This is a genomic window from Streptomyces cyaneus, assembly GCF_004028635.1.
Lineage (GTDB): Bacteria > Actinomycetota > Actinomycetes > Streptomycetales > Streptomycetaceae > Streptomyces > Streptomyces cyaneus.
In genome coordinates this window covers 626,334-643,677 of record NZ_RQJW01000004.1, presented here as the reverse complement: position 1 = coordinate 643,677, position 17,344 = coordinate 626,334, and the positions used below count along the sequence as shown (strand labels likewise).

Genomic DNA, 17,344 nt, shown 5'->3' with positions numbered 1-17,344 from the left:
CGGCCTCGACGGCGGAGTCGGACAGTGCCGAACGCCAGAGCCCTCGGCCGTCAGGGCCGCGCCGGCCGTCGGCCCTCTCAGTCCCTGCCGTGGTCCTCCGGCTTGTGCGGGGGGTGCGTGTGCGTGCTCTTCACATGGGTCCGCAGCCGGGACGACACGTCCTCCGGCGGCAGGAAGCGGGACCACCGCTCGGGGAACTCCGACGGCATGTCGGGGTCGTCGGGGTCGTCGAGCCCGGGCTCGCGGCCGGCGGCGTGGCGGGCGACGTACTCGGCGACCTGGGCCTCGCGCAACCGCTCGTTGGCGGCGCGGGCCGCGGCCGTCGCGGCGGCCGGCCAGACCCGGTCGATCGCCGCGTTGACCGCGGCCCCGACGAGCACGGCGAACGCGGACACACCGATCCACAGCATCACGGCGACGGCGGCGGCGAGGGAGCCGTAGATCGACGCGCCCTCGATCGTGTTCGTCAGGTAGATGCGCAGCAGGAAGCTGCCCAGCACCCACATGCCGAGGGCGACCAGCGCGCCGGGCACGTCCTCGATCCAGGGGGAGCGGACCGGCACGGACACGTGGTAGAGCGTGGTCAGGAACGCGATCGACAGGACGATCACGACGGGCCAGTACAGGACCTGCACCAGGGTCTCCGACCACGGCACGATCCGTACGACCGCGTCCGGCCCGGCCACCATCAGCGGCAGTGCCACCGAGCCGATCAGCAGGGCGGCGATGAACAGCAGGAACGCCACCAGCCGGGTCTTGACGATGCCCCGGACGCCGTCGAGGCCGTACATCACGGTGATGGTGTCTATGAAGACGTTCACCGCCCGCGACCCCGACCACAGGGCGAACAGGAAGCCGACGGAGATGACGTCGGGGCGGCCGCCGTGCATCACGTCGTCCAGGATCGGCTGGGCGATCTGGCGCACCCCCTTGTCGGACAGGACGGTGCGCGAGGCCTCGATGAGGTTGGCCTCCAGGCTGCTGATGGTGTCGGTGCCGGTCCAGTCGTCGACGTAGCCGAGGAGGCCGATCATGCTGAGCAGCAGCGGCGGCACGGACAGCAGCGTGAAGAACGCGGCCTCGGCGGCGAGGCCCAGGATGCGGTACTCGATGCAGGAGTTGACGGTGTCCTTGAGCAACAGCCAGGCGGTCCTGCGCTTCGAGACGTTCCGGTAGAGGACACGCGCGCGGTGGAGACGGCCGGAGGGCCGCTGGGGGGATTCACTTACTGGCTGCACGACCTAAAGGTATCCGCCGTGCGGGGGCGCACTCATCGCGGCGCCGGGTGCGCACCCTCGCGACCTGCCCGATCCCCCGCGCCGGTGCCGTGTCAGGGTGGAGACCACCGCCCCACTCAGGGATAGGTTCACAGGTATGGCAGGCAGCACGCACACCGTGACCAACCAGCCCCCGCCCCTGGTCGGATACGACGTCTACACCGCCGACCGGGCCCTGACCGCAGCCGTCGAACGTCACCTCGCCCCGGAGCTGCTGGACGAGGTCCGAAGCGAGCTGTCGGGGCTCGGGCGGACCTGCGGATCGGCGCAGGTGCAAGAGTGGGGGGCGCTGGCGAACGCGAATCCGCCGCGGCTGCGCACGCACGACCGCTACGGCCACCGTATCGACGAGGTCGAGTTCCATCCGTCCTGGCACCGGCTGCTCGGCAAGGGCGTCGCGGCGGGGCTCACCGCGGCCTGGGTACGGCCGGGCGGGCATGTGCGGCGGGCCGCGGCCTTCCTCATGTGGACGCAGGTCGAGGCCGGCATCGGCTGCCCGCTCTCCATGACCCATGCGGCCGTACCCGCCCTGCGCACGGAGCCCGACCTCGCCGCCGAGTGGGAGCCGCGGCTGACATCCATGATCTACGAACATGAGCTGCGGCCCGCGCGGCTCAAGGCCGGGGCCCTGTTCGGAATGGGCATGACGGAGAAGCAGGGCGGCAGCGACGTACGCGCCAACGCGACGGTCGCGCGCCCGCTCCCCGACGGCGAGTCGTACGAGCTGACCGGGCACAAGTGGTTCTGCTCGGCACCCATGTCGGACGGGTTCCTCGTGCTGGCGCAGGCTCCGGGCGGGCTCTCCTGTTTCCTCGTGCCGCGCGTGCTGGAGGACGGCACCCGCAACGTGTTCCTGATCCAGCGGCTCAAGGACAAGCTGGGCAACCGCTCGAACGCCTCCAGTGAGGTCGAGTTCGACGGGACGTGGGCGCGCCGGGTCGGTGACCAGGGGCACGGGGTGCGCACCATCATCGAGATGGTGGCCGCGACCAGGCTCGACTGTGTGCTGGGCTCTGCGGGTCTGATGCGGCAGGCGGTCGCGCAGGCGATCCACCACTGTGACCACCGCGAGGCGTTCGGCGGGAAGCTCGTCGACAAGCCGCTCATGCGCAACGTCCTGGCCGACCTGGCCGTCGAGTCCGAGGCGGCCGCCACCCTCGCACTGCGGCTCGCGGCCGCCTACGACGACGGCGGCGAGCAGGAGCGGGCACTGCTGCGGATCGCGGTGCCGGCCGCCAAGTACTGGGTGACCAAGCGGTGTGCGCCGCTGACGGTCGAGGCGGCCGAGTGCCTGGGCGGCAACGGGTACGTCGAGGAGTCCGGGATGCCCCGCCTGGTGCGCGAGTCACCGCTGAACTCGATCTGGGAGGGCGCGGGCAACGTCCAGGCGCTGGACGTGTTGCGGGTGTTGCAGCGGGAGCCCCTGGCGCTCAACGCCTATCTGCAGGAGGTCGGCAAGGCCCGCGGCGCCGACCACCGCCTGGACGCGGCGATCAAGGGCCTGCTGACCGAACTGGCCGACCTGGAGGGCATCGAGGCCCGGGCCCGACGCCTGACGGAGCGGCTCGCGCTGGTCCTACAGGGATCGCTGCTCGTCCGCTTCGCGCCCCCGGAGGTCGCGGACGCGTTCTGCGCCTCACGATTGGGAGGCGACGGGGGCGCGGCCTTCGGCACCCTGCCCCACAGTCTGGACCTGGCGTCGATCGTGGACCGGGCCCGCCCGGTGCCCTGACACGTCCAGCACACCGGCCGACCTAGGGGCGCGGGGAACTGCGCGACCAGCCACAACCGGCCCGCAGTCGCCGACGAAACATCAATCGGCACCCCCGTCGCGCAAGCGGCCCAACCGCCGGAGGCAGGGGGTGGTGCTGCGCCGACACGGCACCACCCCCGCCATGGCCCGTTCGAGGCCGCGAACGCCGCTCGGGACGGCGTTGCTCAAGTTTCAATCAGGTCAGGACGGTCCACCAGGGTTGCAAGGGGTTGCAACTTGTTGGCGTCTGAGTGCGGAGTGCATCCCTCCGCGAGCGACGGACGGCACTATGAGACGCACGGTCTGTACGAGTCGAACCGGGAGGAACCCGTGGCGCTCTCGCCGACGGACGTGACGCAGCTCGCCGCCGTGGACTCGGCGCGGGCGGCGCGTGTACTCAGCGACGTCCGCTCCGCCACGCTCTCCGGCCGACGCGCGCCCGTGGCGCCGCGCCCGGTGATCGAGCAGTCCTGGTCACGCATGCTGCGCAGCGGTGTCGATCCGGACCACGACTTCCGGTCCGGGCTGCTGTCCCGCGAGGAGGTGCAGCGGCGCCGGGAGACCACCACGCTCAGACATGTGCTGCCGGTGTTGCGCGAGGGCCTGCTGTCGGTCGCGGACATCGCCCACCACATCATGGTCGTCGCCGACGACGAGGGCCGGGTGCTGTGGCGGGAGGGCAACTCCTCCGTGCTGCGCAAGGCCGACGGCCTCGGCTTCGAACTCGGCGCCGACTGGCGGGAGAGCGTGGTCGGCACGAACGGGGTGGGCACTCCGGCGGTGGTGCGCCGGCCGGTGCAGGTCTTCGCCTCCGAGCACTTCCAGCGCTCGCAGACCTCCTGGACCTGCACCGGCGCCCCCATCACGGATCCGCGGGACGGCCGGCTGGTCGGCGTGGTGGACATCAGCGGACCGCTGGAGACCATGCACCCGGCCACGCTCGCCTGGGTCGACTCGGTGGCCAAGCTCGCCGAGGCCCGGCTGCGGGAGCTGCATCTGACCTCGCTGGAGCGGCTGCGCGCGGTGGCGGCGCCGGTGCTGGCCCGGCTGTCGGGACGGGCCCTGGTGGTGGACCGGGACGGCTGGACGGCCGCGGTGACCGGGATGCCGTACGCACACCGGATCGCGCTGCCCAAGTCCCTGTCGCCGGGCCGACGGTGGCTGCCCCCGCTCGGCGTGTGCTCGGTGGAGCCGCTGGCCGGCGGCTGGCTGCTGCGGGCCGCCGACGAACCGGTGCCGGCCGGGGCGACGCGGATCGCGCTGGACCTGACGCAGGCGCGCCGCTGGTCGGTGACGGTGTCCGGCAGCGCGGGCTCCTGGAGCCATGAACTGAGCCCTCGGCACGCCGAGTTGCTGTATCTGCTGGCCGTGCACCGCACCGGCCGCAGCGCGGCAGGGCTGGCCGAGGACATGTTCGGCGACGCGGGGCGCACGGTGACGGTGCGCGCCGAGATGTCGCGGGTACGGCGCTATCTCGGGGTGTTCCTGGAGCATCGGCCGTACCGCTTCCGCGAGGACGCGGAGGTCGAGGTGCTGCTGCCGGGCGACCCGCGCGACTTGCTGCCGCATTCGACGGCACCGGCGGTGGTGCGGGGGCGGATCTCGGCCGATCTGCCCTGAGAACCCATCTTTCTCCGGGTGCGAAAGGAACCCTGTCTCCCTCAACCGCGCCACGACATGGACCGGGCGTCCTGACGTTGGCCGTTCGCCCCCTATCAGGTCATGCTCCGCGCCCGCCGGCGCCGGCCTGGCGGCCGTCCAGACCGGCGGATCGGGCGACGTCACGCAGGGACGACGAGCGGCGGGTGCTCGAGCACGCGGGGCTTGTACTCGACCAGCTGGATGCGGCCGTCGAAGGTGCGGTGCTCGATCATCTCGAGGGCAACGTCCGGATAGCCGTCGTAGATGCGTTCTTCGCCCGTGGCCCCGGTGATCACCGGGAACATCACGACCCGGAAGCGGTCGACGAGTCCGGCTCGTAGCAGGGACCGGCACAGGCTGAGGCTGCCGATCGTGCTGAGGAGCCCCGAGCCACTCGACTTCATGGCGCGGACCGCCTCGACGGCGTCGTCGCGGACGAGCGTGGAGTTGGCCCACGTCAGTGGCTCCTCGAGTGAGGAGGAGAACACCACCTTGGACGCTTGCGTGAGCTCGTCGACGGACGCCTCTTCTTCGGGCCTGAACTCGTCTTGGCCATCCGGGACCTCGCCTGCGGCGAAGCCCGACATCAGGCGGTAGGTGTTCGCTCCCATCAGGTAGGTGGCCTCGGGCTGTTCGCCGAGCCATGCGAGGTACTCCGGGCCCTCGAGGCCCCAGAACCCGGGCCATCCCTCTCCCGATGCGTAGCCATCGAGGGAGGTGATGAAGTCGACGAGAAGCTCCGACATGGCGGTGTCCTTTCCTAGGTGTCATGAGTTTGGACCCGCCGGGAGCCACAAACTCATCGGCCGCGCTGTGGAGTAACGAGAAAGCCATGACGCTGCAGCCGATCAGGTCGGCGGAGCGGCACTGCTTCGGAGGGCCCGGAGGGCCGGTGCAAAGACGGGTTCTGAGTCCGCCCTGCCCGAGTGGCATCTTCCGCATATTTGCAGGGTCTTCGTCCGCAAGCGTGCCTCACTGCCGTAGCATCCCTCTACGAGCCACCCCACCTGCTCTTTTGGTCAACACGCAGACCAATAGCCGCAGTTGGCTCGCCTCGGGAGGTTTGATGAAGCACCGCGGCAGACACCGTCGACGTAAGCAGGGCCGCGCCGTGCGCGCGTTCCTGGCCGGAACCGCCCTCGCGCTCACCGCGGCCGCCACGATGATCAGCGCCTCGCAGGCCACGGTCGGCGACAACCCCGGGGCGCTGGAGCCTCTCACCAGGGCCGCCGACACCGGTGCGCTCAGCCTCCACGAGCAGCTGGTCCCGCAGGCCACGCTCGACGAACTCGCATCCGGGATGGGCAAGCCGGTCGGTGTCAGTGCCGTCCTGCAGAGCGCCGACCGCAGCCTGCGTGGCGCGGCCGGCTGTACGGCCACCGAGCGCACCGCGCTGCCGGTCGCCCCGGCCGCCACGCGCGCGTACTGCTGGGACGCCGCCGACACCCGGGGCTGGCAGGCGGGGGCGGTCACCACCTCGGGGGACGCCGACGACGACGGCTGGTGGAAGGACAACCGGGTACTCCTGGCCGGCTGGAGCCGGGGCACCACCGACCAGAGCACCGCCGACCGGAGCACCAGCGCCCAGAGCACCGCCGACCGCGGCCTCGCCCGGGTCTCCTTCGTCGACGCGAACGACCTGACCCGCCTCAGGTACGCCTCGGCCCTCCTCGTCGTCCCGGTGGACGGCGGACGCGACTACCGCGCCCTGTCCTCCCGCCTCTCCGGCATGGTCTGGTACCAGGACAAGCTGCTGGTCACCACCGCCGACGGCCTGTACGTCTACGACATGAACCGCGTCCAGCGCACCACCGTCGACAGCGCCGCGGTGGGCCGCGTCGCGGACGGCTGGTCGGCGCACGGCCACCGCTTCGTCCTGCCGGCCGTCGGCTCGTACCGCCTGACCGGCGGGAGCGCCGCTCCCCGACTCGGCACCATCTCCCTCGACCGCAGCACGGCACCCGACAGCCTGGTGGCGGGCGAACGGACCGCGGCCGACAGTGACCGGCATGCCCGGCTGTGGCGCTACGACTTCGACACGGACCCGGCCCGCCCCGGCCTGCCGGCCACCGACGCCACCGGCTCCGCGCACGCGGTCGAGGCGTACGAGACGGAGGCGTCCGGCATCAGGGGCCTGCTGTCGCACCGGACGACCGGGACGGACCGCTCCGACTGGTACCTCGGCCGCGCCCCGGGCGCCACCGACCGGCACGGCAGCCTCTGGCGCCAGGACACCGAGGGCGCCGAGGCGACCCGCTGCGGCTCGGAGAACGCCCCACGCTGCTGGGGCCTCCAGGCCGGCCCCCTGTCGTACTGGGAGGCGACCGGCGAGGTCTGGTCCCAGTCGGGCCAGATGCTGTTCGCCGTGCCGCTGGAGTCGATCGACAGGGCGCTGGACTGACAGCGGGGCGCCGGGCCGGCGGTCACGGACACCGATCGACAGATCGGCCACTCGGATGATTCCCTGGCCGCCATGACCAACATCCCCGTGACCACCTGGTCCCTGGAGCAGACCTCCCCCACCGACGCCCTGCCGGCCGCCGCCCCGGAGGGGGACGTGCGGATCGTGCGGGCCGAGGTGCCCTCGCCCGAGTTCAGCCGGTTCCTGTACGCCTCCGTGGGCGGGGACATCCTCTGGCTGGACCGGCTCGGCTGGACGTACGCGCAGTGGCAGGAGCACCTGGCGCGTCCGGGTGTCGAGACATGGGTCGCCTACGACCGGGGGACGCCGGCGGGGTATGTGGAGCTGGAGCCGCAGGACGACGGGGTCGTGGAGATCGTCTACTTCGGCCTGATTCCGGCCTTCCGCGGACGCCGGATCGGCGGGCACCTGCTGGCGTACGGCGCCGCCCGCGCCTGGGACCTCGCGGAGCGCTGGCCGGGGCTGGGGCGGACGAAGCGGGTGTGGCTGCACACGTGCAGCAAGGACGGGGAGCACGCCATGGACAACTATCTGCGCCGTGGCTTCAAGCTCTTCGACACCAAGGTCGAGGAGGAGGCCGCGGCGGCGCCGACCGGTCCGTGGCCAGGGGCGTACCCTGGCTGACCTGGACAGAAACGGCCCAAATGGGCCATGTGACCGACAACACCCTTGTCTTGCTCTACGAGACAAGGGTGTCCGCATAATGGACGAAGCTGGACTGTGTCCAGATCGCCGTGACACGCTTCCGTCATGTCTGGAACTGGAATTGCCTTGGTGAGTCGACGCCACGTCGACCTCGGCCGCATGTCCAGCGCCATCTGTCCGGCGCGCTGACAGCCCCGCAGCGCCCGACATCCCCCCTCTTTTCGCTTCATTCCCGCGCAAGGACGCGCAGGTCTGCCCGCGCGCGCGTATGCGCAGGTCAGAGCCGCTTTCCCGCCTGTCCCGAAGGACGTATCAACCATGGCCGCCACCCCGCAGAAGCCTGCCGCCGCGACTCCCCGCCGCAAGGTGAGCCGTCACCGCGGTGAGGGTCAGTGGGCCGCGGGGCACTTCACCCCGCTCAACGGCAACGAACAGTTCAAGAAGGACGACGACGGTCTCAATGTGCGGACACGCATTGAGACGATCTACTCCAAGCGCGGCTTCGACTCCATCGACCCGAACGATCTCCGTGGCCGTATGCGCTGGTGGGGGCTCTACACCCAGCGCAAGCCCGGGATCGACGGCGGCAAGACCGCGATCCTGGAGCCGGAGGAGCTCGACGACTCCTACTTCATGCTGCGGGTGCGGATCGACGGCGGTCGGCTGACCACCCAGCAGCTGCGTGTCATCGGCGAGATCTCGCAGGAGTTCGCGCGCGGCACCGCGGACATCACCGACCGGCAGAACGTCCAGTACCACTGGATCCGGATCGAGGACGTGCCCGAGATCTGGAACCGCCTGGAGGCCGTCGGGCTGTCCACCACCGAGGCCTGCGGTGACACGCCCCGCGTGGTCCTCGGCTCGCCCGTCGCCGGGATCGCCGCGGACGAGATCATCGACGGCACCCCCGCCATCGACGAGATCCAGCGCCGCATCATCGGCAACAAGGCGTTCTCGAACCTGCCCCGCAAGTTCAAGTCCGCGATCTCCGGCTCGCCGCTGCTGGACGTGGCGCACGAGATCAACGACGTGGCCTTCGTCGGTGTGAACCACCCCGAGCACGGCCCCGGCTTCGACCTGTGGGTCGGCGGCGGCCTGTCCACCAACCCCAAGATCGGCGTCCGGCTCGGCGCCTGGGTGCCGCTGGACGAGGTCCCCGACGTCTACGAGGGCGTCATCTCGATCTTCCGCGACTACGGCTACCGGCGGCTGCGCACCCGCGCCCGCCTGAAGTTCCTCGTCGCCGACTGGGGTGCAGAAAAGTTCCGTCAGGTGCTCGAGGACGAGTACCTCAAGCGGAAGCTCGTCGACGGCCCCGCGCCCGCCCAGCCCGTGGAGCGCTGGCGCGACCACGTCGGTGTGCACCGGCAGAACGACGGCCGTTTCTACGTCGGTTTCGCCCCGCGCGTCGGCCGCGTCGACGGCGCCACCCTCACGAAGATCGCGGAGCTGGCCGAGGCGCACGGCTCGGGCCGGGTCCGTACCACCGTCGAGCAGAAGATGATCGTCCTCGATGTCGAGGAGGCGCAGGTCGAGTCGCTGGTCGAGGCCCTCGAGGCGCTGGACCTGACCGCCAAGCCCTCCCCGTTCCGGCGCGGCACCATGGCCTGCACCGGCATCGAGTACTGCAAGCTCGCCATCGTCGAGACCAAGGCGCGCGGCGCCTCGCTGATCGACGAGCTGGAGCGCCGGATCCCGGACTTCGACGAGCCGATCACCATCAACCTCAACGGCTGCCCGAACGCCTGCGCCCGTATCCAGGTGGCGGACATCGGTCTCAAGGGCCAGCTGGTCCTCAACGACCAGGGCGAGCAGGTCGAGGGCTACCAGGTGCACCTGGGCGGCGCGCTCGGCCTGGAGGCCGGGTTCGGCCGCAAGGTGCGTGGCCTGAAGGTCACCTCCGACGAGCTGCCCGACTACGTCGAGCGGGTCCTCAAGCGGTTCCAGGAGGAGCGCGAGGACGGCGAGCGGTTCGCCACCTGGGCCGCGCGCGCATCCGAGGAGGCCCTCTCATGAGCGAGCGGGCCGCCCCCTTCTACTGCCCCTACTGCGGCGACGAGGACCTCCGGCCCAGTGAAGCCTCGGAGGGCAGCCACGGCGCATGGGAATGCGCGGCGTGCAACCGCGCATTCCAGTTGAAGTTCCTCGGGCTGCTCGCCCGGGGCCTTCAGCAAAACGACGCAGGGGGAGACCGGATATGACTGCGATTCAGGAAGAGCGCACGACCGAGGACCTGAAGGCGCTCGCCGAGCAGGCGGGCCGTGACCTGGAGGACGCCTCCGCGCTGGAGATCCTCCAGTGGGCGACCGACACGTTCGGCAAGCGCTTCTGCGTGACCTCGTCGATGGAGGACGCGGTGGTCGCCCACCTCGCCTCCCGGGCGATGCCCGGCGTGGACGTCGTGTTCCTGGACACCGGCTACCACTTCGAGGAGACCATCGGCACCCGCGACGCGGTCGAGGCCGTGATGGACGTCAACGTCATCACGCTCACCCCGCGCCAGACGGTCGCCGAGCAGGACGCCGAGTACGGCCCGAAGCTGCACGACCGCGACCCCGACCTGTGCTGCAAGCTGCGCAAGGTCGAGCCGCTGGAGCGGGGCCTCAAGGGCTATGTGGCCTGGGCGACGGGTCTGCGCCGTGACGAGTCCCCGACCCGGGCGAACACCCCGGTCGTCGGCTGGGACGACAAGCGCCAGAAGGTCAAGGTCTCCCCGATCGCCCGCTGGACCCAGGACGACGTGGACGCCTACGTCGCCGAGCACGGCGTCCTCACCAACCCGCTGCTGATGGACGGCTACGCCTCCGTCGGCTGCGCGCCCTGCACCCGCCGGGTACTGGAGGGCGAGGACGCGCGCGCCGGCCGTTGGGCGGGCCGCGCCAAGACCGAGTGCGGGCTGCACGGCTGACCCATGACCGAGTCTTCTACGTTTCCCGCGTCTGCGAATTTGGAGAACCACGTGACGAGCGGAGCCACCGTCTGGCTCACGGGTCTGCCGAGCGCCGGCAAGACCACCATCGCCTACGAGCTGGCCGGCCGGCTCCGCGAGGAGGGCCACCGCGTCGAGGTGCTCGACGGCGACGAGATCCGCGAGTTCATCTCGGCGGGCCTCGGCTTCAGCCGCGAGGACCGGCACACCAACGTGCAGCGCATCGGCTTCCTGGCCGAACTGCTCGCCCGTAACGGCGTCAAGGCGCTCGTCCCGGTGATCGCGCCCTACGCCGACAGCCGTGACGCGGTGCGCAAGCGCCACCAGGAGAGCGGGGCGCCGTACCTGGAGATCCATGTGGCGACTCCGGTCGAGGTGTGCTCCGTACGCGATGTGAAGGGTCTGTACGCCAAGCAGGCCGCGGGCGAGCTGACCGGACTGACCGGGGTCGACGACCCGTACGAGCAGCCCGAGTCGCCCGATCTGCGCATCGAGTCCCAGAACCAGACCGTGCAGGAGTCCGCGGCGTCGGTGTACGCCCTGCTCAGCGAAAGGGGACTGGCATGACGACGACCGTCGCCACGGTGAAGGGGGGCGAGGACGGTACGGATTCCCCGTACGCCCTCTCCCACCTGGACGCGCTGGAGTCCGAGGCGGTGCACATCTTCCGCGAGGTGGCGGGCGAGTTCGAGCGGCCGGTGATCCTGTTCTCCGGCGGCAAGGACTCCATCGTCATGCTGCACCTGGCGCTGAAGGCGTTCGCCCCGGCCGCGATCCCCTTCTCGCTGCTGCACGTGGACACCGGGCACAACTTCCCCGAGGTCCTCGAGTACCGGGACCGCACGGTCGCCAAGCACGGGCTGCGGCTGCATGTCGCGTCGGTGCAGGACTACATCGACCGGGGTGTGCTCAAGGAGCGCCCGGACGGTACCCGTAACCCGCTGCAGACGCTGCCGCTGACGGAGAAGATCCAGAGCGAGAAGTTCGACGCGGTGTTCGGCGGTGGGCGCCGGGACGAGGAGAAGGCGCGGGCCAAGGAGCGCGTCTTCTCGCTGCGGGACGAGTTCTCGCAGTGGGATCCGCGCCGGCAGCGGCCCGAGCTGTGGAACCTCTACAACGGCCGCCACGCGCCCGGCGAGCACGTCCGCGTGTTCCCGCTGTCCAACTGGACCGAGCTGGACGTCTGGCAGTACATCGCCCGCGAGGGCATCGAGCTGCCGGAGATCTACTTCGCGCACGAGCGCGAGGTCTTCAAGCGGGCCGGCATGTGGCTGACCGCAGGTGAGTGGGGCGGGCCGAAGGACGGCGAGACGGTCGAGAAGCGGCTCGTCCGCTACCGGACCGTGGGCGACATGTCCTGCACCGGTGCCGTCGACTCGGACGCGGTGAGCCTGGAGCAGGTCATCACCGAGATCGCCGCCTCCCGGCTCACCGAGCGCGGCGCGACCCGCGCCGACGACAAGATGTCCGAGGCCGCGATGGAAGACCGCAAGCGCGAGGGGTACTTCTAAGCATGAGCACGACCACGACCGAGGAGCTCTCGGCCACCACCCTGCTGCGGTTCGCCACCGCGGGCTCCGTCGACGACGGCAAGTCCACCCTCGTCGGCCGGCTGCTGCACGACTCCAAGTCGATCCTCACCGACCAGCTGGAGGCCGTCGAGCGCGCCTCGGCGAGCCGTGGCCAGGAGGCCCCGGACCTGGCGCTGCTGACGGACGGCCTGCGTGCCGAGCGCGAGCAGGGCATCACGATCGACGTGGCGTACCGTTACTTCGCCACGCCCCGGCGCCGCTTCATCCTCGCCGACACGCCCGGCCATGTGCAGTACACCCGCAACATGGTCACGGGCGCTTCGACGGCCGAGCTGACGGTGATCCTGGTCGACGCCCGCAACGGCGTCGTCGAGCAGACCCGCCGGCACGCGGCCATCGCGGCCCTGCTGCGGGTCCCGCACGTGGTGCTGGCCGTGAACAAGATGGACCTGGTCGACTACCAGGAGTCCGTGTTCGCCGCCATCGCCGAGGAGTTCACGGCGTACGCGCTGGAGCTGGGCGTCCCGGAGATCACCGCGATCCCGATCTCGGCGCTGGCCGGCGACAACGTGGTGGACCCGTCCGCGAACATGGACTGGTACGGCGGCCCGACCTTCCTGGAGCACCTGGAGACGGTCCCGGTCACCCACGACCTGAGCCACTGCCACGCCCGGCTGCCCGTGCAGTACGTGATCCGCCCGCAGACCGCCGAGCACCCCGACTACCGGGGTTACGCCGGCCAGATCGCCGCCGGTTCCTTCCGCGTCGGCGAGTCGATCACCGTGCTGCCGTCGGGCCGTACGTCGAAGATCTCCGGCATCGACCTGCTGGGCGAGCCGGTCGGCATCGCGTGGACCACCCAGTCGGTGACCGTCCTCCTCGAGGACGACATCGACATCTCGCGCGGCGACCTGATCGTGCCGACCAAGGACGCGCCCGCGACCACGCAGGACATCGAGGCCACCGTCTGCCATGTCGCCGACGCCCCGCTGACCGTCGGCCACCGTGTGCTGCTCAAGCACGGCACCCGCACGGTCAAGGCGATCGTCAAGGACATCCCCTCCCGGCTCACGCTCGACGACCTGTCCCTGCACCCGCACCCGGGACAGCTCGTCGCCAACGACATCGGCCGGGTGAAGATCCGCACCGCCGAGCCGCTGCCGGTCGACTCCTACGCCGACTCGCGCCGCACGGGCTCCTTCATCCTGATCGACCCGAACGACGGCACCACGCTCACCGCGGGCATGGTCGGCGAGTCCTTCGCCTCGCCGGAGCCTGTCAAGGACGAGGCCGAGGACGACGGGTGGGACTTCTGACATGAAGACCCGGGACTACTTCTCCACGTTCGCGAAGGAGGGTGGCCGCGTCGGCAGCGGCGCCGTGGGTAGCGGGCAGGGCGGAGTGGCGCGATGTGTGCGCTGACCTGCGCGCACCGCATGCGTGCCGTTCCGCACGAATCCGCCGACTCCCCGGCCACGACCTGACACGGGCGTGAGCGCCGGGCCACCGAGAGGAACCCCTCCCGTGCCTGCCACCCCCGCCTTGCGACGGACCCTCGCGGTCCTGGCCGCGCTGCCGCTGCTCGCCCTCGCGGGCTGCGGCTACGGCTCGCAGGCCAAGGAGAACACCGAGCAGGCCGTAGCCGGGGCGCCCAAGGTCGACGGCCTGGACTCGGTGAAGATCGGCTACTTCGGGAACCTCACCCATGCCACCGCGCTGGTCGGCCGACAGGAGGGGCTGTTCCAGAAGGAGCTGGGCGGCACGACGGCGCAGTACGTCCCGTTCAACGCCGGTCCCTCGGAGATCGAGGCGCTGAACGCCAAGTCCATCGACATCGGCTGGATCGGCCCCTCCCCCGCCATCAACGGCTACATCAAGGCGGCGGGCAAGAACCTGCGCATCATCTCCGGTTCGGCGTCGGGCGGCGTGAAGCTCGTCGTCGATCCGGAGAAGGTCAAGTCCCTGAAGGACGTCAAGGGCAAGCGGATCGCCACCCCGCAGCTCGGCAACACCCAGGACGTGGCGTTCCTCAACTGGGTCTCCGAGCAGGGCTGGAAGGTCGACGCGCAGAGCGGCGAGGGCGACGTCTCCGTCGTCCGCACGGACAACAAGGTCGTCCCGGACGCCTACCGGTCCGGTTCGATCGACGGCGCCTGGGTGCCCGAGCCGACCGCGTCGAAGCTGGTCGCCGAGGGCGGCAAGGTGCTCCTCGACGAGGCGGACCTGTGGCCTGACAAGAAGTTCGTGATCACGAACGTCATCGTGTCGCAGAGCTTCCTGAAGGATCACCCGAAGGCCGTGGAGGCCGTACTGCGTGCCTCCGTGAAGATCAACAAGTGGATCGACGCCAACCCGGAGAAAGCGAAGGCTGCGGCGAACGCCCAGCTGAAGGCCGACACCGGCAAGGCGCTGCCGGCCGGTGTGCTCGACCCGGCGTGGCAGTCCATCCACGTCACCGACGACCCGCTGGCGGCCACGCTCGACACCGAGGCCGAGCACGCGGTCAAGGCGGGGCTGCTGCAGAAGCCGGATCTGACCGGCATCTACGACCTGACTCCGCTGAACAAGGTCCTCAAGGCCGAGGGCGAGCCCGAGGTCGACGATGCCGGTCTCGGCGTCGAGTAAGCCCCATTTTCCGGATTCCGCGAGTTCCCAGGAGGTGACGACCATGGCAACCGCCCTCGCCAAGGCCGCCGACACGGATGCGTCCGTGGAGCACGCCGCGCGTATCGACCACGTCTCGAAGTCGTTCGCCGGCCCGGCCGGGCAGCAGCTCGTCCTCGACGACATCACGCTCGATGTCGCGCCCGGCGAGTTCGTCACCCTCCTCGGGGCGTCCGGCTGCGGCAAGTCGACGCTGCTCAACCTGGTGGCCGGGCTGGACAAGCCCAGCGCGGGCAGCATCACGACCGACGGCCGGCCGGCGCTGATGTTCCAGGAGCACGCCCTCTTCCCGTGGCTGACCGCGGGCAAGAACATCGAACTCGCCCTCAAGCTCAGGGGCGTACCCAAGGCCGAGCGGCGCGAGCGGGCCGAGGAGCTCCTCGAACTGGTCCGGCTCAAGGGCGCGTACGGCAAGCGGGTGCACGAGCTGTCCGGCGGTATGCGCCAGCGCGTCGCCATGGCGCGGGCGCTCGCCCAGGACAGCAAGCTGCTGCTGATGGACGAGCCGTTCGCCGCGCTGGACGCCATCACGCGCGACGTGCTGCACGACGAACTGACCCGCATCTGGCGCGAGACGGGGGTGTCGGTGCTGTTCGTCACGCACAACGTGCGCGAGGCGGTGCGGCTCGCTCAGCGCGTCGTCCTGCTGTCCTCCCGCCCCGGCCGTATCGCCCGGGAGTGGACGGTCGGGATTCCGCAGCCGCGCCGCATCGAGGACACCGCAGTGGCGGAGCTGTCCCGGGAGATCACCGAAGAACTGCGTGGGGAGATCCGTCGCCATGGCCAGCACTGAGACGACCGCCGTCAAGGACGGCAACGATCTCGACGGAGTCGAGGCCGGCCTGGACGCCCTGGAGACGGTCCAGACGAGCCGTACGCCGCTGCGCGAGACCCTGACCCGCAAGGTGCTGCCGCCCGTCACCGCGATCGTGCTGGTGCTGGTGGTGTGGCAGCTGCTGGTGTGGGCCGAGGTCGCCCCGGAATACAAGCTGCCCTCGCCGTCCGACGTATGGGGCGAGGTCCGCGAGTCCTGGCTCCAGGGAACCCTCTTCGACTACATCTGGACGTCCGTCTCACGCGGCCTGCTCGGCTTCCTCATGGCCCTCGCCATCGGCACGCCCCTGGGCCTGGTGGTCGCCCGCGTGAGGTTCGTCCGGGCCGCCATCGGTCCCATCCTGTCCGGCCTGCAGTCCCTGCCGTCCGTGGCCTGGGTGGCACCCGCGGTTCTCTGGCTGGGCCTGAACAACTCGATGATGTACGCCGTGATCCTGCTCGGCGCCGTCCCCTCCATCGCCAACGGCCTGGTGTCCGGCGTCGACCAGGTGCCGCCGCTGTTCCTGCGAGCGGGCCGCACGCTGGGCGCGACGGGTCTGAAGGGCACCTGGCACATCGTGATGCCGGCCGCACTGCCCGGCTATCTGGCGGGCCTGAAGCAGGGCTGGGCCTTCTCCTGGCGCTCGCTGATGGCGGCGGAGATCATCGCCTCCCACCCCGACCTGGGCGTGGGCCTGGGCCAACTCCTGGAGAACGGCCGCAACAACAGCAGCATGGCCATGGTCTTCTTCGCGATCCTGCTCATTCTCGTCGTCGGCATCGCCATCGAGCTGCTGATCTTCAGCCCGCTGGAGCGGTGGGTGCTGCGCAGCCGCGGTCTGCTGGCAAGGAGCTGAAGTCCTGTGTTCAACAAGCCGGTTCTTCTCGTCATCGCCCACGGCAGCCGTGACCCGCGGCATGCCGCGACGGTGCATGCCCTGGTACGCCGGGTGCGCTCGCTGCGCCCGGACGTACGGGTGGAGACCGGCTTCCTGGACTTCAACATCCCGTCGGTACAGGGGGTCCTGGAGTCCCTGGCGGCGGAGGGCGTCCGTGACGTCGTAGCGCTGCCCCTGCTCCTGACCAGGGCGTTCCACGCGAAGGCCGACATTCCGGCGGTCCTGCGGGACGCGCCGCCGCAGCTGCGGATCCGGCAGGCCGAGGTGCTGGGGCCGTCGCCGCTGCTCCTGGCGGCCCTGGAGCGGCGGCTGTACGAGGCGGGGCTGACGCCCGCCGACAAGTCCTCGACCGGGGTCGTGCTGGCCTCGGCGGGGTCCACCGACCCGGAGGCGATCGCAGTGATCGCAGAAATCGCGCGGGAGTGGCGGCACACCGGTTGGTGCGCCGTGCGACCTGCGTTCGCCTCCGCATCCCTTCCCCGCACGCAGGACGCCGTGCGGGAGCTGCGCGCGCTGGGCTGTGCGCGTGTGGCGGTGGCACCGTACGTCCTGGCCCCCGGGTTCCTCCCGGACCGCATCGCGCGGGGCGCGGCCGAGGCGGACGTACTGGCGGACGTGCTCGGCCCGGCGCCCGAGGTGGCGCGACTGCTGTTGGAGCGGTACGACGCGGCCGGGGTGCCGGTGCTGGCGGCGGTCGGGGCCTGAGGGCGGGCTTCGGCGGCGGGGCCGAGCGCGAGGCCGTCGCAATCCGCCCGTGCGGGTGCGCTTG

At 70.7% G+C, this 17,344-nt stretch carries 17 protein-coding genes; 15 read left to right on the top strand and 2 right to left on the bottom strand.

What is annotated here, in order from left to right; translation table 11 throughout:
• Positions 1 to 77 precede the first annotated feature (77 nt).
• Positions 78 to 1,238: a YihY/virulence factor BrkB family protein gene (locus tag EHO50_RS18170; RefSeq protein WP_128431181.1), complete on the bottom strand. Its 1,161-nt coding sequence runs from the start codon at positions 1,236 to 1,238 to the stop codon at positions 78 to 80.
• Positions 1,239 to 1,374: 136 nt separating this feature from the next.
• On the opposite strand from EHO50_RS18170, the gene EHO50_RS18165 reads away from it, so the two are divergent.
• Both EHO50_RS18165 and EHO50_RS18160 read left to right on the top strand, forming a co-directional pair.
• A complete protein-coding gene (locus EHO50_RS18165; protein WP_128431180.1) occupies positions 1,375 to 3,009 on the top strand; it encodes an acyl-CoA dehydrogenase family protein in 1,635 nt (544 codons plus the stop codon).
• 351 nt (positions 3,010 to 3,360) lie between these two features.
• Positions 3,361 to 4,650, top strand: a complete 1,290-nt coding sequence (locus EHO50_RS18160; RefSeq protein WP_128431293.1) for a GAF domain-containing protein — start codon at positions 3,361 to 3,363, stop codon at positions 4,648 to 4,650.
• A 161-nt stretch (positions 4,651 to 4,811) separates the two neighbouring features.
• On the opposite strand, the gene EHO50_RS18155 is transcribed toward EHO50_RS18160, so the two are convergent.
• Complete coding sequence (locus EHO50_RS18155) at positions 4,812 to 5,417, bottom strand: dihydrofolate reductase family protein (protein ID WP_128431179.1); 606 nt, start codon at positions 5,415 to 5,417, stop codon at positions 4,812 to 4,814.
• A 320-nt stretch (positions 5,418 to 5,737) separates the two neighbouring features.
• Here EHO50_RS18155 and EHO50_RS18150 point away from each other — a divergent pair, with 320 nt between their 5' ends.
• The 13 genes from EHO50_RS18150 to EHO50_RS18090 all read left to right on the top strand — a co-directional run bounded on the left by EHO50_RS18150 (position 5,738) and on the right by EHO50_RS18090 (position 17,280).
• Entirely contained in the window at positions 5,738 to 7,072 is a 1,335-nt protein-coding gene (locus tag EHO50_RS18150; protein ID WP_128431178.1) for a hypothetical protein, read from the top strand.
• A 72-nt stretch (positions 7,073 to 7,144) separates the two neighbouring features.
• The gene (locus tag EHO50_RS18145) at positions 7,145 to 7,717 is read left to right on the top strand and encodes a GNAT family N-acetyltransferase (protein WP_128431177.1); all 573 of its coding nucleotides are present in this window, start codon (positions 7,145 to 7,147) and stop codon (positions 7,715 to 7,717) included.
• Between the two features lie 126 nt (positions 7,718 to 7,843).
• Positions 7,844 to 7,927: a putative leader peptide gene (locus EHO50_RS45860; RefSeq protein ID WP_310591794.1), complete on the top strand. Its 84-nt coding sequence runs from the start codon at positions 7,844 to 7,846 to the stop codon at positions 7,925 to 7,927.
• A gap of 129 nt (positions 7,928 to 8,056) precedes the next feature.
• Entirely contained in the window at positions 8,057 to 9,754 is a 1,698-nt protein-coding gene (locus EHO50_RS18140; RefSeq protein ID WP_128431176.1) for a nitrite/sulfite reductase, read from the top strand.
• Complete coding sequence (locus EHO50_RS18135) at positions 9,751 to 9,939, top strand: hypothetical protein (RefSeq protein ID WP_128431175.1); 189 nt, start codon at positions 9,751 to 9,753, stop codon at positions 9,937 to 9,939. The genes EHO50_RS18140 and EHO50_RS18135 overlap by 4 nt, the downstream gene beginning before the upstream one ends.
• The gene (locus EHO50_RS18130) at positions 9,936 to 10,646 is read left to right on the top strand and encodes a phosphoadenylyl-sulfate reductase (RefSeq protein WP_128431174.1); all 711 of its coding nucleotides are present in this window, start codon (positions 9,936 to 9,938) and stop codon (positions 10,644 to 10,646) included. The genes EHO50_RS18135 and EHO50_RS18130 overlap by 4 nt, the downstream gene beginning before the upstream one ends.
• A gap of 51 nt (positions 10,647 to 10,697) precedes the next feature.
• Complete coding sequence (cysC, locus tag EHO50_RS18125) at positions 10,698 to 11,234, top strand: adenylyl-sulfate kinase (RefSeq protein WP_128431173.1); 537 nt, start codon at positions 10,698 to 10,700, stop codon at positions 11,232 to 11,234.
• Positions 11,231 to 12,178, top strand: a complete 948-nt coding sequence (gene cysD, locus EHO50_RS18120; RefSeq protein WP_128431172.1) for a sulfate adenylyltransferase subunit CysD — start codon at positions 11,231 to 11,233, stop codon at positions 12,176 to 12,178. The genes cysC and cysD overlap by 4 nt, the downstream gene beginning before the upstream one ends.
• Positions 12,179 to 12,180: 2 nt before the next feature.
• On the top strand, positions 12,181 to 13,515 hold the full coding sequence (locus tag EHO50_RS18115; RefSeq protein WP_128431171.1) for a sulfate adenylyltransferase subunit 1: 1,335 nt from the start codon (positions 12,181 to 12,183) through the stop codon (positions 13,513 to 13,515).
• A gap of 208 nt (positions 13,516 to 13,723) precedes the next feature.
• Positions 13,724 to 14,824: an aliphatic sulfonate ABC transporter substrate-binding protein gene (locus tag EHO50_RS18105; RefSeq protein WP_128431169.1), complete on the top strand. Its 1,101-nt coding sequence runs from the start codon at positions 13,724 to 13,726 to the stop codon at positions 14,822 to 14,824.
• 43 nt (positions 14,825 to 14,867) lie between these two features.
• Positions 14,868 to 15,656 carry an ABC transporter ATP-binding protein gene (locus EHO50_RS18100; RefSeq protein ID WP_128431168.1) on the top strand — a complete coding sequence of 263 codons (789 nt, stop codon included), beginning with the start codon at positions 14,868 to 14,870 and terminating at the stop codon, positions 15,654 to 15,656.
• Positions 15,643 to 16,533 (top strand): ABC transporter permease, encoded by an 891-nt coding sequence (locus EHO50_RS18095; RefSeq protein ID WP_128431167.1) that lies wholly within the window; start codon positions 15,643 to 15,645, stop codon positions 16,531 to 16,533. Before EHO50_RS18100 ends, EHO50_RS18095 begins: the two co-directional genes overlap by 14 nt.
• 6 nt (positions 16,534 to 16,539) lie before the next feature.
• Positions 16,540 to 17,280, top strand: a complete 741-nt coding sequence (locus EHO50_RS18090) for a sirohydrochlorin chelatase (RefSeq protein WP_128431166.1) — start codon at positions 16,540 to 16,542, stop codon at positions 17,278 to 17,280.
• Positions 17,281 to 17,344 lie beyond the last annotated feature (64 nt).

Excerpts from the sequence above, each read along its gene's own strand:
- EHO50_RS18165 (WP_128431180.1), top strand. The coding sequence starts at position 1,375 with ATGGCAGGCAGCACGCACACCGTGACCAACCAGCCCCCGCCCCTGGTC.
- EHO50_RS18155 (WP_128431179.1), bottom strand. The coding sequence starts at position 5,417 with ATGTCGGAGCTTCTCGTCGACTTCATCACCTCCCTCGATGGCTACGCA.
- EHO50_RS18150 (WP_128431178.1), top strand. The coding sequence starts at position 5,738 with ATGAAGCACCGCGGCAGACACCGTCGACGTAAGCAGGGCCGCGCCGTG.
- EHO50_RS18145 (WP_128431177.1), top strand. The coding sequence starts at position 7,145 with ATGACCAACATCCCCGTGACCACCTGGTCCCTGGAGCAGACCTCCCCC.
- EHO50_RS45860 (WP_310591794.1), top strand. The coding sequence starts at position 7,844 with ATGTCTGGAACTGGAATTGCCTTGGTGAGTCGACGCCACGTCGACCTC.
- EHO50_RS18140 (WP_128431176.1), top strand. The coding sequence starts at position 8,057 with ATGGCCGCCACCCCGCAGAAGCCTGCCGCCGCGACTCCCCGCCGCAAG.
- EHO50_RS18135 (WP_128431175.1), top strand. The coding sequence starts at position 9,751 with ATGAGCGAGCGGGCCGCCCCCTTCTACTGCCCCTACTGCGGCGACGAG.
- EHO50_RS18130 (WP_128431174.1), top strand. The coding sequence starts at position 9,936 with ATGACTGCGATTCAGGAAGAGCGCACGACCGAGGACCTGAAGGCGCTC.
- cysD (WP_128431172.1), top strand. The coding sequence starts at position 11,231 with ATGACGACGACCGTCGCCACGGTGAAGGGGGGCGAGGACGGTACGGAT.
- EHO50_RS18115 (WP_128431171.1), top strand. The coding sequence starts at position 12,181 with ATGAGCACGACCACGACCGAGGAGCTCTCGGCCACCACCCTGCTGCGG.
- EHO50_RS18100 (WP_128431168.1), top strand. The coding sequence starts at position 14,868 with ATGGCAACCGCCCTCGCCAAGGCCGCCGACACGGATGCGTCCGTGGAG.
- EHO50_RS18095 (WP_128431167.1), top strand. The coding sequence starts at position 15,643 with ATGGCCAGCACTGAGACGACCGCCGTCAAGGACGGCAACGATCTCGAC.